Here is a 14,092-nt window from a genome sequence, read left to right as displayed (position 1 = left end):
CACCGTCGGCGGACCGAGGGAGGGAAACGATGTCGGAGGGGGCGGAGTCGCCGCGAGGAGCGACCGCACGACCCGTGGCCGGGCCGTCGGCCACCGGGCCGGCGCCTTCAGGGCCCGTGCCGGGCCGGCGGGTCGGGCTGCTCGTCGTCCTCGCGCTCGGCGGGCTGACCGCCACGCCGCCGCTGTCGATGGACATGTACCTCCCGGCGCTCCCGGAGGTCACCCGCACCCTGCACGCCCCCGCCGCGGCCGTGCAGCTCACCCTCACCGCCTGCCTGGCCGGCATGGCGCTCGGGCAACTGGTGGTGGGCCCGATGAGCGACCGCTGGGGCCGCCGGCGCCCGCTGCTCGCCGGACTCGCCGTCTATGTCCTCGCCACCGCCCTGTGCGCGCTCGCGCCGAACGTCCAACTGCTCGTCGCCCTCCGGCTCGTGCAGGGCCTCGCGGGCGCCGCGGGCATAGTGATCGCGCGGGCCGTGGTCCGCGACCTCTACGACGGCGTGGCGATGGCCCGCTTCTTCTCCACCCTGATGCTGATATCCGGGGTCGCGCCGATCGTGGCGCCGCTGATCGGCGGGCAGATCCTGCGCGTGACCGACTGGCGGGGCGTGTTCGCGGTCCTCACCGTGGTCGGCGCGCTGCTGACCGCGCTGGTCTGGGCCCGGCTGCCCGAGACGCTGCCGCCCGCCGCCCGGCACTCCGGGGGAGCCGCCCACGCGGTCCGCGCCATGCGCGGCCTCCTCGCCGACCTGCCGTTCGCCGGCTACACCCTCGCGGGCGGCTTCGCCTTCGCCGCCCTGTTCGCCTACATCTCCGCCTCCCCGTTCGTGGTGCAGGAGATCTACGGCGCCTCCCCGCAGACGTACAGCCTGCTGTTCGGGATCAACTCCGTCGGCCTGCTGGCCGCCGGGCAGGTCAACGGCAAGCTGCTGGTCGGCCGGGTGCCGCTGGAGCGGGTCCTCGGCGCCGGGCTCGTCGTGATCACCCTGGCCGCGGGCGCGCTGCTGCTGCTCGCGACGGGCGCTCTTGGCGACGCGGGCCTCGTCCCGGTGGCCGCCGCGCTGTTCGTCCTGATGTCCGCGATGGGCCTGACCCTGCCCAACGCGCAGACCCTCGCCCTGCTGCGCACCCGGCACGCGGCCGGCTCCGCCTCCGCGCTCCTCGGCACCTCCTCCTTCCTCATCGGCGCGGTCGCCTCCCCGCTCGTCGGGATCGCCGGCGAGGACACGGCCGTACCCATGGCCGTGGTCCAGCTGGTGGCCGCACTGGTGGCGCTGGGCTGCTTCATGGGAATGTGCCGTCCTTGGAACACACGTACGGGCACGGAGAGCGGGCTCACCCCCCGCTCCAGCGAGGCCGAGGGCTTCGGGGAGGACAGCTGAGCGCGCCGAGACTCCGCAACGACACACCGGAGCGGGCCGGGCTCGACCCGGGAGAACTGCATCGCCTCGTCCACGAGGTCCGCGCCCTCACCACCGGCGACCGCCCCTGGGCGGCGGGCGTCGTCGTGGTCGCCGGGCGCGGGCCCGTCGTCGCCGTGGAGGCGGCCGCGGGCTGGGCCGTGCGGTACGCCTCCTACGACGAGGAGAGCGACCGGGGCGTCGACCTGCCCGCGCGGGCCCGGGTGCCGATGACCGTCGGCACGCCCTTCGACCTCGCCTCGCTCACCAAACTGTTCACGGCCGTCGCCGCCATGCAGCAGATCGAGCGCGGCACCCTCGGCATCGACGCCCGCGTGGGGGCGTACCTGCCGGAGTTCCGCGCGGCCGCCCGGCACGGCATCACCGTGCGGCAGCTGCTCACCCACACTTCCGGGCTGCGCCCGGAACTGCCGCTGTACGAGTGCGCGGACGACGCCGAGCGGATGGAGATGCTGCGCGCGGAGCCGCCGTCCGGCGAGGCGGGCGGCTATCTCTACTCCGACCTCAACATGCTGCTGCTCCAGTTCGTCCTGGAGCGCGTCACCGGCCGCACGCTCGACGTCCTGATCCACGACGGCATCACCCGGCCGCTCGGGATGACCGCGACCGACTTCGGGCCGAGCCCCGGCGCGGCGGCCACCGAGGACCAGCGGCGGCCCTGGGCCAAGGTGGACCGGCGGATGCTGCGGGGCGTGGTGCACGACGAGAACGCGTGGGCGCTCGGCGGGGTGGCCGGGCACGCGGGCCTCTTCTCGACCGGCCGCGACCTCGCCGTGTTCTGCCGCACCCTGCTCGCGGGCGGCTCCTACGGCCCCGCCCGCATCCTCGGCCCCGACTTCGTGGAGCTGCTGCTCACCCCGCCGGGCCTCGGCTTCGCCGTCGACCAGCCGTGGTTCATGGGCGAGCTGGCGGGGCGCGGGGCCGCGGGCCACACGGGGTTCACGGGTACGTCGCTGGTGCTGGATCCGGTGACCGACACGTATCTGGTGCTGCTGGCCAACACCGTGCATCCGCGGCGGCGGGCTCCGGACAGTGGGCCGCGGGCGGCGGCGGGTACGCGGTTGGCGCGGGCGGTTCGCGGGCGCTGACCACGTGCCGTGGGGCGGGGGACGGGGTCGGCGGTCGGCCGTCGGGCCGTCGTGGTTGCTCGCGCAGTTCCCCGCGCCCCTTTCGGGGCACGGTCGTGCGGGTTGTCGGTCGACTGCCGGGCCGTCGTGGCTGGGCGCGCCGTTCCCCGCGCCCCTTTGGGGCACGGCCCACCAGGCGCCCCAAAGGGGCGCGGGGAACTGCGCGAGCGGCCACGATGCAGTCGCAGGCTGGCGGCCGGTCTTCGTGGCAGCGGGGGTCGCTCGCGGGGGAGCGTTCTTGCCCGGGGGTTCTCTTAGAATCTCTGGGTGAACGCGCCAGCCCCCGTATCCCCCGCCGAGACCCTGCGCGCAGCCCTCGCGGGGCTGCTGGACGGGCTGCCCGCCCGGCAGGCCGCGCAGGCCGTCGAGCGGCTGATCGCCAACTACCGGGGCGCCACCCCGACCGACGCCCCGATCCTGCGCGACCGCGCGGACGTCGCCGCCTACGCCGCCTACCGGATGCCGGCGACCTTCGAGGCGGTGCGCGCGGCGCTGGAGGCGTTCGCGGACGCCGTGCCCGACTGGACGCCCGGCGGGCATGTCGACGTCGGCGGCGGGACCGGCGCGGCGACCTGGGCGGTGGCCGCCACCTGGGCCGGGGCGCGGCCGGTGACCGTGCTCGACTGGGCCGAGCCCGCGCTCGCCCTCGGCCGGGAGATCGCCGCCGCCAACCCGGCGCTGCGCGACGCCCGCTGGCAGCGCTCTCGGATCGGATCGGCGCTCACCATCGAGAGCACCGATCTCGTGACGGTGTCGTACGTCCTCAACGAGCTGACCGAGGCCGACCGGCGCAGCCTCGTCGACGCCGCCGCGGCCGCCGCGCAGGCCGTCGTGATCGTCGAGGCCGGCACCCCCGACGGCTACGCCCGCGTCATCGAGGCCCGCGACCGGCTGATCGCCGCCGGGTTCCGGATCGCCGCGCCCTGCCCGCACAGCGCCGCCTGTCCGATCGTGCCCGGCACGGACTGGTGCCACTTCTCCGCCCGCGTCGCCCGGTCCTCGCTGCACCGGCAGGTCAAGGGCGGCTCCCTCCCCTACGAGGACGAGAAGTTCAGCTACGTCGCCGCGGCCCGCTTCCCGGTCGCGCCCGCCGCCGCCCGCGTCGTGCGCCGCCCGCAGATCCGCAAGGGCCAGGTCCTCCTGGACCTGTGCGAGCCGGGCCCCGAGGGCGGGGGACCGGACGGGGAGCGGATCGCCCGCAGCACCGTCACCAAGCGCCACGGCGACCTCTACAAGGCGGCCCGCGACGCGGACTGGGGCGACGCCTGGCCCCCGGCCGGCCCGGCCGACGAGTCCGACCCGGCCGACCCGTCGGACCCGTCGGACTCGTCGGGCTCGTCGGACCCGCGGGCGTGACGCCGCGTGCACGCATTGCTGTCGATTCCGCCCCGCGGTATCCGGACAAAGGATTCGATGGCCGCCGATCCGGCGCGCTGATGTGTCTCGTCCCACCCCTGACCGCGGGTGCTTCGGTCTCGTGCGGTCCGCGAAGGTGGGATCATTAGTTCATGAGCGCGACGTTCGGCGGCCGGTCCGGCCGGCAGGGCAGGATCTCCCAGTGGCTGCGTGGACGCCGCCCGAAGGAGACCGCCGACGAGGGCGGCCGTGAGGCCCTGCTGCTCGCCGCCGCCGCTGCCGGACTGCCCCTGGCGCCCGCCGCGCACCCGGCCGGTGACCGCTGCTCCTGCGTCCGCGTCGGCTGTCCCACCCCCGGCCGGCATCCGGTGTCCTTCGCCTGGCAGACCCAGTCGACCACCGACCGCGCGCAGGTCGAGCGCTGGGCCCGGCATCAGCCGCAGGCCAACTTCATCACCGCGACCGGCATGACCCACGACGTCCTCGACGTGCCGCTGGAGGCCGGGCGCGAGGCGCTGGAGCGGCTGCTCGACGGCGGCGTGGAGGTCGGCCCGGTCGCGGAGAGCGACGACGGGCGCCTGCTCTTCTTCACCCTCACCCGCGGCACCCCCGAGGACGAGGACGAGTGGTGGCCGTGCGAGCTGGACTGCCACCCCGAGACGATGGACGAGCACCCGGGCCTGCGCTGGCACTGCCGCGGCTCCTACGTCCTGGTGCCCCCGGCCCGGCTGCCCGGTGACGACGACCGCGGCGTGCGCTGGGTGCGCGGCCCCGAGCACGCGCTGCCCGATCCGCTGACGCTGCTGGAAACCCTCACGGACGCGTGCGCGCGCCATGCGGAGACGCATACGGCTTCGCAGGCGTGGCCGCTCCGCCACGGGTGACCCTGCGGGCGGCTCGGCCGGAGTCGCGCAGTTCCCCGCGCCCCTGAAGGGGGCCTTGGGCTTGGTTGTTGCCTGCGGGTTCGTCGTGGTTGCCCGCGCAGTTCCCCGCGCCCCTGTCGGTGGCGGCCGGGCCGGGGTGGGCTGTCGGGTGCGAGTGCGTCGTGGTTGCCCGCGCAGTTCCCCGCGCCCCTTTCGGGGCACGGTGACCGGGACGCCCCCGAAAGGGGCGCGGGGAACTGCGCGAGCGGCCGGGACGTGCCCGCACCCGGTAACCGACCCGCCGTCGCCCGCCCCCCCAGCGGAGCGCTCACGCGCCTTCGGCTGAGGTCATTCCCTCGATGCGGCCGAGTATCGAGACCCGGGCCGTCTTCGACCCCTTCGCCGGGTCCAGGGCGACCTCGTTGGAGACGAACTGCATCGTCAGGGTCTGCTTGATCTCGCCCTTGGTCAGCGCCACGACGTCGGCCCCGGGCGACGGCACCGACGTGCCCGCCGCGGCCGTCTCCTTGGCGAAGTACCGCGTGGTGAAGAAGACGCACGCGCCGCCGTCCGCCGTGCGCAGCGCCAACGGCGCGTAGTCACCGCTCGTCAGCGGCTCGTCGATGTACTGCGTGGCGAGCCCCGGCTTGCGGGCCGCCTTCGCCCGCAGCGACCGCCAGCCCGTGGTGTGCGTGCCGGAGGCGAACGTGTCGCTGCCATGGGCCAGATACGTCGCGTAGTCCTGGCTCAGACCGGTCGGCGTCACCGACAGGTCCGTGCTGTTCGCGGGCACGGCCTCGGCCCAGCCGTCCTTGTCCTTCGCGAACTTCGGCACGGCGTCCGGCGCGACGAGCGTCAGGTACGCCACCTTGAAGGGCTCGTTCAGCGAGCTGCGGGTGAAGACCAGCAGCCAGCGCGCGTCCCCGCCCTTGTTGCCCTTGGCGTCCGCGAGGAACCACCGGGGCCAGCCGGCCTTCTTGGGGATCGTGTACGTCACGTCGGTCAGCGTCAGCGGGCTGTGCGACGCGTTGCCCTTGGGGTTGTTGGCGTGCCCCGCCTTGAGCCGGGCGCCGTCGATGTCGGCGAGTGCGCCGGTGACATGGCCGGCGTCCAGGGAACTGTCGTACGCCTTGTCGGCCTTGTTGTACGCGGTGGTGAACTGCCGTAGCGCGACGGCGGCTTCGGCGCGGGTGGTGGTGGGGAGCACCTCGCGCTCCCCGTGCACCACCACGCATCCGCTCGCCGAGAGCGTCATGGCGGTCAGCGAGACCGCCATGAGCGCGTTCCGATCACGCCTGTGAAGCCTGCGAGGGCTGCGATCCCTGGTCATTGGGTGCCTTCACCTTCCCCTTCCCGGAGGGGAACCCTACCGGGGCGAGGAACAGCGCGAGTGCCGGGACCAGGTACAGCAGCCACACCGTGACTTGCAGGACCGTCGGGTCGGGCTGGAAGTTGAACACGCCCTTCAGCAGCGTGCCGTACCAGCTGTCCGGCGGGATCGTGCCGCTGATGTCGAACGCGAGGTCCGTGAGCCCGGGGAGGATGTTGGCCTCCTGGAGGTCGTGGAAGCCGTAGGCGAGGACGCCCGCCGCGACCACGACCAGCATCCCGCCGGTCCAGGTGAAGAACTTCGCCAGGTTGATCCTGATCGCGCCGCGGTAGAACAGCCAGCCGAGGAACACCGCGGTCAGCAGGCCGAGTCCGACCCCGACCAGCGGGCGCGGGGTGCCGTCGGAGGCGGCGTGCACGGACGCCCACACGAACAGCGCGGTCTCCAGGCCCTCGCGGCCCACGGCGAGGAACGCGGTCGCGACGAGCGCGCCGGTGCCCATGGACAGGGCCGCGTCCAGCTTGCCGTGCAGCTCCGCCTTGAGGAACCGGGCGGTGCGCCGCATCCAGAAGACCATCCAGGTCACCAGGCCGACGGCGACGACCGACAGCGAGCCGCCGAGGCCTTCCTGCGCCTTGAACGTCATTTCCTGCGAACCGAATTCGAGGACGCAGCCGAAGGCCAGGGCGATGGTCACCGCGATCGCGATGCCGGCCCAGATCGGCTTGAGGGCGTCCCGGCGGTCGGTCTTGACCAGGTAGGCGATCAGGATGCAGACGACGAGGCTGGCCTCCAGCCCCTCCCGCAGACCGATCAGATAGTTGGAGAACACGGCTACGCCTCCTCGCTCAGCAGCGTCCGGCCCCACCAGTCGTCCTGGTCGCGGACGCCCGGCGGCACGGCGAAGACCGCCGAACCCACGTGCTGGATGTACTCGTTGAGCGCGTCCTGCGCGGACAGCTTGCGCTGCAGCGGGATGAACCCCTTGCGCACGTCACGCATGTAGGCCAGGAAGAACAGGCCCGCGTCGAGCCGGCCCAGGCCGTCGGTGCCGTCGGTGAAGGAGTAGCCCCGGCGCAGGATGGTGATCCCGTCGTTGGAGTCGGGGTGCGCGAGCCGGACGTGCGCGTCGGGCTTCATCGCCTTCAGGAACGGCTTGTCGTGCTCCTTGGCCTTGCCGACCGGGGCGCCGGTGCCCTTGTCGCGGCCGAACACGTCCTCCTGCTCCTGGAGCGAGGTGCGGTCCCAGCTCTCGATGTCCATCCGGATGCGCCGGGCCACCAGGTAGGACCCGCCGTTCATCCACGCGGTGCCGTCGCCCTCGCCGACCCAGACGTACTTCTTCAGCCGGTCGGTCTCGGTGCCCGCGATGTTGCGGGTGCCGTCCTTGAACCCCATGAGGTTGCGCGGGGTCTGGGCGTCCGGCGTGGTCGACGACGTCTTGCCGAAGCCGAGCTGCGACCAGCGGATGGCCACCTTGCCGAAGCCGATGCGGGCGAGGTTGCGGATCGCGTGCACCGCGACCTGCGGGTCGTCCGCGCAGGCCTGGATGCAGAGGTCGCCGCCGGTGCGGGACTTGTCCAGGTTGTCCCCGGCGAACTGCGGCAGGTCGACCAGCGCCTCGGGCCGCCGGCCCGTCAGCCCGAACCGGTCGAAGAGCCCGGGGCCGAAGCCGATCGTCAGGGTCAGCCGGGACGGCTTGAGGCCGAGCGCCTCACCGGTGTCGTCCGGCGGCGCCTCCGCGAGCCCGCCGTACGCGCCGTCGCCGACCGTCCGCCCGGCCGTCATGCGGCGCGCGGCCTCGGTCCAGTCCTTCATCAGCTGGACGAACTCGGCGCGGTCGTCGGTCTTCACGTCGAACGCGGCGAAGTGCAGCCTGTCCTGCACGGCGGTGGCGATGCCGGCCTGGTGCGCGCCGTGGAAGGCGACCGCGGCGCCGGTGTCGGCGCCCGCCGGGTCGACGTCGTTGCCGGTGCGGGCCATCGCGACGGCACCGCCGGCCGCGGCGGCGCCGAGCGCGAGCCCGGCGCCGCCCCAGCCGATCAGCGACCGCCGGGTCGGCGCGGCGGCGGTCGCCTCGGGGGTGGTGGACTGGGTGTCCGTCATGTCGGCGTCCCTTACTTCACGACGGCGGCGGCGAGCTTGGACAGCGGCTCGGCGAGCGCGTTGACCGCGTCCGACAGCTCCTTGCGCTGGTCCTTGGTGACCTTGTCGTACGACACGAAGCCGTCCGAGGTCTTGGCGTCGTGGTAGGTGGCGAGCAGCGTGTCCAGGGCGGTGAACTGCTTGTCCAGTTCGGTGGTGAGCGCCTTGTCCTTGGTCTGCGCGACCGGCTTGAGCAGCTCGTAGGCCTTCTGGGCGCCGTCGACGTTGGCCTGGAAGTCGCTGAGGTCGGTGTGCGAGTAGCGGTCCTCCTCGCCGGTGACCTTGTTCTTGCCGACCTCGTCGAGGAGTTCCTTGGCGCCGTTGGCCATGGAGGTGGGGGTGATCTCGGCCTTGCCGACCCGCTTCTGCCAGTCCTTCAGGTCGTTGACCAGCTCGTCGGCGAGGGTCTTCTGGTCGGCGCCGATCTTCTTGTCCTGCCAGAGCGCCTTCTCCAGGGCGTGCCAGCCCGTCCACTTCTGGCCCTTCTCCAGGCCGTCGGCGCGGGTGTCCGTCTTGGGGTCGATGTCGCCGAAGGACTCGGCGACCGGCTCGGTGCGCTCCCAGCCGACGCGGGAGGGCGCGAAGGCGGCCTTGGCGGCTTCCAGGTCCCCGGCCTTGACGGCGTCGGCGAACTTCTGCACCAGCGGGATCGTCGCGTCGGCCTGCTCCTGCGCGTACTCGCGGTAGGCGGCGACCGCCTTGTCCAGGCGCGGGTCGCGCTTGGCGACCGAGCCGCCGGTGACGGTGAGCTTCTGCCGGACGCCGAGGCCCTTCATGCCGGGGCGGCAGGCGATCTCGTACGAGCCCGCCTTGACCTCGGCGGTCAGCGTGTACTTGGTGCCGGGGCCGATGTTCTCCTTCTCGGAGACGATCCGGTCGTCGGGGAAGAGGATCTCGACCTCGGTCGCCTTCGAGCCCGTGTTCTCGATGTTCAGCGTGACCTGGCCGGCCGGTATCGACTTGGTGGAGGTCGTGCACTTGGCGTCGGCGGCGGTGACCTTGATGGCCGCGTCGTCGTCCGCCGCGCTCTTCTGGGTGCAGCCGGTGACGGCGGTGAGGCAGGCCGCGGAGACGACGGCTGAGACGACGGTGCGACGTGCGGCGCGCATGCGGGCTCCAAGAAGGGGACGGCATCGGCGCGGAGCGGCCGCGCTGATGTGGTGAGGCTGGCCTAACTTATCTGAGGCTCACCTCAGTGATACCCGTCTAATCCGTGATTCAGCTCTCATCGACCGCGAAGGGCACGGCTTGATCACGGTGACTCAAAACGGTTCTCACAGGAAGGTCAAAGGTTGGTTAAGCAAGGGCTTGCGGCCGTGTCACGGCTCCCTGCGCGGGGTCACGAGGACCGCGCCGGTCCGCGGATGCGGGAACACCTCGACCGGCTGGTCGTAGACGCGGGAGAGCAGTTCGGCGGAGAAGACGTCCGCCGGGGGCCCGTCCGCGACGACCCGCCCGGCGCGCAGAAGCGCGACGCGGTGCGCGTGCGCCGCCGCGAGCCCCAGGTCGTGCAGCACCACGACGACGGCGTCCCCGGCGCGCGCCCGTTCCCGGCACAGCCGCAGCACCAGCTCCTGGTGGCGCAGGTCGAGCGCCGCGGTGGGCTCGTCGAGCAGCAGCAGCGGGGCCTGTTGGGCGAGTACGCGGGCCAGCGCGACCCGGGCCCGCTCACCGCCGCTCAGCGCGGAGAACGGCCGCGCGGCGAAGCCGTCCACCTCGGTCGCGGCCATGGCCCGCGCCACCGCCGCGTCGTCCTCGGCGGGCGCGCAGGTATGCGGCGCCCGTCCCATCCGTACGACGTCCTCGACGGCGAACGGGAAGGCGAGCGCCGCCGACTGCGGCAACACCGCGCGACGCAGCGCGAGTTCGTGCGCGGTCCACTCGGCGGCCGGCCGGCCGTGCAGACGTACGGTGCCGCCGCTGGGCGCGAGGTCGGCGGCCAGGGCGCCCAACAGGGACGATTTCCCGGCGCCGTTGGGGCCGACGAGGGCGAGCATTTCGCCGGCGCGCGCGGTGAGCGACACGCCGCGCAGCACCTCCCGGGTGCCGAGCCGCACCCGCAGATCCTCGGCCTCGGCGAGCACGTCCCCCGTGGCGGGGCGGGCGGGCGCGGCGGGTGTGCGGCGCAGGGCGAGTCTCATGGGCGGGGTCCTCCGGTCGGCGTGGCGCGGGTGGGCGCCGCGGTGAGGTGGACGCCTGGGCGAGCGGACGCCGGAGCGAACGGTCGCGGCGGCGGGTGGACGCGGGGCGGGCGAAGGTGCCCCGCCGGTGGCCGAGTTCGGGCCGGTCATGCCCAACCCCCCTGCCCGCGCCGGGTCCTGCGCAGGAGCCAGAAGAAGAACGGGCTGCCGAGGAGCGCGGTCAGTACGCCCAGGGGGAGTTCGGCCGGGGCGGCCAGGGTGCGGGCCGCGAGGTCGGCCGCGAGCAGCACCAGGGCACCGAGCAGCGCACTGCCCGGGACCAGCAGCCGGTGGCCGGGCCCGGCCGTCATCCGCAGCAGATGCGGTACGACCAGGCCGACGAACCCGATGATCCCGGAGACGCTGACCGCGGCCGCCGTCAGCAGCGCGACGACGAGGATCAGCACGATCCGCAGCCGCTCGACGTCCACGCCCAGATGGCGCGCGGGGCCTTCGCCGAGGGCCAGCAGGTCGAGCCGGCGGGCGTGCAGCGGCGCGAGCGTCAGCCCGAGGGCCGCGCAGGGCAGCACGGCGAGGACCTTCGGCCAGGTCGCCTGGGAGAGCGAGCCCAGCTGCCAGAAGGTGATCTGGTTGACGGCGGCGGTGTCCGCGAAGAACAGGAAGAGGCCGATCAGGGCGCCCGCGAAGGCGTTCACGGCGATCCCGGTGAGGATCAGCGTCACCACTTCCGTACGGCCGCCCGAGCGGGACAGCGCGTAGACGAGCAGTACCGTGCCGAGCCCGGTGACGAACGCGAGCGCGGGCACGGTCCAGGTGCCGAGGGCGTCGAGGCCGAAGGCGAGGGCGCCGACCGCGCCGACCGCCGCGCCCGAGGAGACGCCGATGACGCCGGGTTCGGCGAGCGGGTTGCCGAACACGCCCTGCATCAGGGCGCCCGCGCACCCGAGGCACGCGCCGACGAGCAGCGCGAGCACGATCCGCGGGAAGCGCACGTCCCACAGCACGGACTCCGGGACCCGGGAGAGGGCGTCGCCGCCGAGCCCGGCGCGGTGCAGGACCGAGGCCAGCACGCCGGGCGTCGGGATGGGGTACGCGCCCAGGCCCGCCGCGACCGGGATCAGGACCAGCAGGGCCAGCAGCAGCCCGGGGGCGATCAGTCTTCGGGTCACCGGGCGCCGTCCCCGTAGAGCTGCGTCACCAGGGACTTCAGCACCTGGTCGGTGCGCGGGCCGTAGCTGAGCAGGGCGCCGTCCTCGATGGACACCACCCGGCGGTGCATCCCGGCCGGGGTCTGCGCCACGCCCGGGATCTTCAGCAGCCCGTCGATCCCGCCCACCGACGCGAGGCCCTTGGTCATGACGAGGATCGCGTCCGGCGCCGACTTGGCCAGCGCCTCGGTGGTGAGGGCGGTGAAGTCCTTGGTGAGCCCCGCCTCGACACCGGCGTCGACCGCGCCGGCCGCCTCCAGCAGTGAGGTGGCGCCGGAGCCCTTGCCACCGATCAGGTACACGGAGGCGGACCCGCGCAGATACAGGAAGGCGACCCGCGGGCTGCCGGTGTCGCGCGGAACGTCCTTGCGTACGGCGGCGATCCGCGCCTCGGAGCGCTTCGTCAGCTCGGTGCCCGCGGCCGGGACGCCGAGCGCGCCGGCCACGGCCCGGATGCGCGGGCCGACGTCGGACAAGCCCTGGGCGGGGGCGACGACGAGGACCGGGATGCCCGCCGCGCGTATCTGCTGCATGGCCTCGTCGGGTCCGGTGGTGGTCTCCGCGAGGACGAGGTCGGGCTTCAGGGAGAGCACGCCCTCGGCGGAGACGTCGTGGTTGCGGGTGACCAGCGGCAGCTTCGCGGCCTGCGCGAAAGTGGCGGTGATGTCGCGGGCGACGACCCGGTCGCCGAGCCCGAGGGTGAACACGATCTCGCTGAGGCTGCCGGAGAGCGGCACGATCCGCTGGGCCTGACGCACCGTCACCGTCCGTCCGTCGGCGGAGCGGACGGTGACGGGAAGCTTCGGGGCGGGGGTGTCCGCGAGGGGCTCGACCCGGTCGGCCGTCGCCGTCCCGCCGGAGTCGGCCCCGGAGCCGGTCCCGGTGGCGGACCCGGAGGTGGCGCCCCCGCAGCCCGTGGCGGTCAGGGCGAGGGCGCACAGCAGGGCCCCCGCGAGTCGTCTGCGCAAACGGTGCACGGTCGCGTCCGTTCCTCTCTTCTCCGGCCCCGGCTTCCCCGAAAGGCTAGGTAGATATTAGGTTAGCCTTACCTTATCTTGATGTCCGGTCGGGAGGACCCTTCATGCCCGCGTGCCTTCGCGCCCTGATCACCGTGGTGTGCACGGCCGTTCTGGGTGCCCTGCTGCTCCCGGTCACCGCCGCCCACGCGGCGAGCCGCACCGTGCAGGGCGGACGGCTCGACTGGGGGGTCAAGGCGTCGTTCCAGAGCTATGTCACCGGCCCCATCGCCAAGGGGAGTTACTCCCTGAGCGGGGGAGCGGCGACCGTGGGCAGCAGCCAGTTCCGCTTCCCCTCGGCGACCGGCAGCTACGACGGCGCCACCGGCGCCTTCCGTGCCTCCTTCGCCGGCGCGGTCCGCTTCGTGGGGCACCGGACCTCCTCCGGCGCCTACCAGTTGGACCTCACGCTCAGCCGCCCCACCGTCCGCATCGCCGGTGCCACCGGCACGCTCTACGTGGACGTCGTCAGCAAGGCGAAGGGCACCGGGGCGGTCACGACGTCCTCGCAGGTGCCCTTCGCCTCCCTCTCCCTGGGCGGCATCGACATGAAGGGCGGCGGCACGGCGGTCGTGCTGAACAACGTGCCCGCCACCCTGACCGCCCAGGGCGCCAGGTCGTTCGCCGGGTACTACACCGCCGGGACCGCGCTGGACCCGGTGAGCCTGGCGGCGGACGTACGGCCCGCGGCGACCCCCACCCCGTCGACCACGCCCACGAGGACCAAGTCCACGACGACCGAGTCCGCGAAGAGGAAGGGGACTTCGTCCTCGGGCGCGATCGCGGACGGCGCCGTCGACTGGGGCGTGCGCCGGACCTTCCGCGAGTACGTCACCGGCGACATCGCGCGCGGCACCTGGAAGCTGACTGGCGGGGCCCGCGACGGCGGCGCGCTGTTCCGCTTCCCGTCCGGCGAAGGGACGTACAAGAAGGGCGAGTTGACCGCCCGCTTCGGCGGCGCGGTGCGCTTCACCGGCGCCCACGGGCTCGACCTCGCACTCAGCGGCGTGCGCGTCACCGTCCACGACGGCTCGGGCACGCTGTACGCCGACGTCACCGGCTCCGGCCCCACCGGCGAGAACGTCCCGCTGGTGACCTTCACCGCGAAGGGGTTCACCGCGCACGCGGGCCTCGCCGAGGTGACCGAGGCACCGGCGAGGCTCACCGCCCGCGGGGCGAAGGCGTTCGGCGGGATGTACCCGGCGGGCACGGCCATGGACCCCGTGTCCCTGGCCGTCGCCCTCACCGACGACGCCGAACTGCCCGCGCTGCCCGACATCGGCAGCGTGCCCGACCCGTCGACACCGTCGGCCACCCCGTCCGCCCGGCCCGTCGCGAACGCCACGGACCCGGACGGCGACCACCCCGTCCTGCCCGTCGCGCTCGGCGCGGGGGCCCTGCTCGTCGGCGCCGCGGCCGTGACGGCCGCCGTCCGCAGGCGCCGCGGCCGTACGGCCCCGCACGAGGACTGACCGCGCGGACCGC

At 73.8% G+C, this 14,092-nt stretch carries 12 protein-coding genes; 5 read left to right on the top strand and 7 right to left on the bottom strand.

Annotation, left to right across the window (positions count from 1 at the left end):
* Positions 1-29: 29 nt before the first annotated feature.
* The 4 genes from WN71_RS14400 to WN71_RS14385 all read left to right on the top strand — a co-directional run bounded on the left by WN71_RS14400 (position 30) and on the right by WN71_RS14385 (position 4,788).
* Positions 30-1,382 carry a multidrug effflux MFS transporter gene (locus tag WN71_RS14400; protein WP_046583020.1) on the top strand — a complete coding sequence of 451 codons (1,353 nt, stop codon included), beginning with the start codon at positions 30-32 and terminating at the stop codon, positions 1,380-1,382.
* Positions 1,295-2,509, top strand: a complete 1,215-nt coding sequence (locus WN71_RS14395; RefSeq protein WP_420856499.1) for a serine hydrolase domain-containing protein — start codon at positions 1,295-1,297, stop codon at positions 2,507-2,509. Before WN71_RS14400 ends, WN71_RS14395 begins: the two co-directional genes overlap by 88 nt.
* A 306-nt stretch (positions 2,510-2,815) precedes the next feature.
* Positions 2,816-3,904: a small ribosomal subunit Rsm22 family protein gene (locus WN71_RS14390; protein ID WP_046583018.1), complete on the top strand. Its 1,089-nt coding sequence runs from the start codon at positions 2,816-2,818 to the stop codon at positions 3,902-3,904.
* Between the two features lie 152 nt (positions 3,905-4,056).
* A complete protein-coding gene (locus WN71_RS14385; RefSeq protein ID WP_046583016.1) occupies positions 4,057-4,788 on the top strand; it encodes a bifunctional DNA primase/polymerase in 732 nt (243 codons plus the stop codon).
* Between the two features lie 307 nt (positions 4,789-5,095).
* On the opposite strand, the gene WN71_RS14380 is transcribed toward WN71_RS14385, so the two are convergent.
* From WN71_RS14380 to WN71_RS14350, 7 genes are all read right to left on the bottom strand, one after another.
* Complete coding sequence (locus WN71_RS14380) at positions 5,096-6,097, bottom strand: SCO2278 family lipoprotein (RefSeq protein ID WP_046583014.1); 1,002 nt, start codon at positions 6,095-6,097, stop codon at positions 5,096-5,098.
* On the bottom strand, positions 6,057-6,929 hold the full coding sequence (gene efeU, locus WN71_RS14375; protein WP_046583012.1) for an iron uptake transporter permease EfeU: 873 nt from the start codon (positions 6,927-6,929) through the stop codon (positions 6,057-6,059). The genes WN71_RS14380 and efeU overlap by 41 nt, the downstream gene beginning before the upstream one ends.
* 2 nt (positions 6,930-6,931) lie before the next feature.
* Positions 6,932-8,203 carry an iron uptake transporter deferrochelatase/peroxidase subunit gene (efeB, locus tag WN71_RS14370; protein WP_046583010.1) on the bottom strand — a complete coding sequence of 424 codons (1,272 nt, stop codon included), beginning with the start codon at positions 8,201-8,203 and terminating at the stop codon, positions 6,932-6,934.
* A gap of 11 nt (positions 8,204-8,214) precedes the next feature.
* Positions 8,215-9,351, bottom strand: a complete 1,137-nt coding sequence (gene efeO, locus WN71_RS14365; RefSeq protein ID WP_046583009.1) for an iron uptake system protein EfeO — start codon at positions 9,349-9,351, stop codon at positions 8,215-8,217.
* A gap of 210 nt (positions 9,352-9,561) precedes the next feature.
* On the bottom strand, positions 9,562-10,383 hold the full coding sequence (locus WN71_RS14360; RefSeq protein ID WP_046583007.1) for a heme ABC transporter ATP-binding protein: 822 nt from the start codon (positions 10,381-10,383) through the stop codon (positions 9,562-9,564).
* A 146-nt stretch (positions 10,384-10,529) separates the two neighbouring features.
* Positions 10,530-11,552, bottom strand: a complete 1,023-nt coding sequence (locus WN71_RS14355) for a FecCD family ABC transporter permease (RefSeq protein ID WP_046583005.1) — start codon at positions 11,550-11,552, stop codon at positions 10,530-10,532.
* The gene (locus tag WN71_RS14350; protein WP_240529655.1) at positions 11,549-12,559 is read right to left on the bottom strand and encodes a heme/hemin ABC transporter substrate-binding protein; all 1,011 of its coding nucleotides are present in this window, start codon (positions 12,557-12,559) and stop codon (positions 11,549-11,551) included. The genes WN71_RS14355 and WN71_RS14350 overlap by 4 nt, the downstream gene beginning before the upstream one ends.
* A 113-nt stretch (positions 12,560-12,672) precedes the next feature.
* On the opposite strand from WN71_RS14350, the gene WN71_RS14345 reads away from it, so the two are divergent.
* Entirely contained in the window at positions 12,673-14,079 is a 1,407-nt protein-coding gene (locus WN71_RS14345; RefSeq protein WP_046583001.1) for an HtaA domain-containing protein, read from the top strand.
* The last annotated feature ends 13 nt before the right edge of the window (positions 14,080-14,092 follow it).

It is taken from the genome of Streptomyces mangrovisoli (assembly GCF_000974985.2).
Taxonomy (GTDB): domain Bacteria; phylum Actinomycetota; class Actinomycetes; order Streptomycetales; family Streptomycetaceae; genus Streptomyces; species Streptomyces mangrovisoli.
The sequence above is the reverse complement of the archived record's forward strand: the minus strand, read 5'-3'. Positions and strand labels throughout refer to the sequence as shown.

Coding starts and splice junctions, on each gene's coding strand:
- WN71_RS14400 (WP_046583020.1), top strand. CDS start 30: ATGTCGGAGGGGGCGGAGTCGCCGCGAGGAGCGACCGCACGACCCGTG.
- WN71_RS14385 (WP_046583016.1), top strand. CDS start 4,057: ATGAGCGCGACGTTCGGCGGCCGGTCCGGCCGGCAGGGCAGGATCTCC.
- WN71_RS14380 (WP_046583014.1), bottom strand. CDS start 6,097: ATGACCAGGGATCGCAGCCCTCGCAGGCTTCACAGGCGTGATCGGAAC.
- efeB (WP_046583010.1), bottom strand. CDS start 8,203: ATGACGGACACCCAGTCCACCACCCCCGAGGCGACCGCCGCCGCGCCG.
- efeO (WP_046583009.1), bottom strand. CDS start 9,351: ATGCGCGCCGCACGTCGCACCGTCGTCTCAGCCGTCGTCTCCGCGGCC.
- WN71_RS14360 (WP_046583007.1), bottom strand. CDS start 10,383: ATGAGACTCGCCCTGCGCCGCACACCCGCCGCGCCCGCCCGCCCCGCC.
- WN71_RS14345 (WP_046583001.1), top strand. CDS start 12,673: ATGCCCGCGTGCCTTCGCGCCCTGATCACCGTGGTGTGCACGGCCGTT.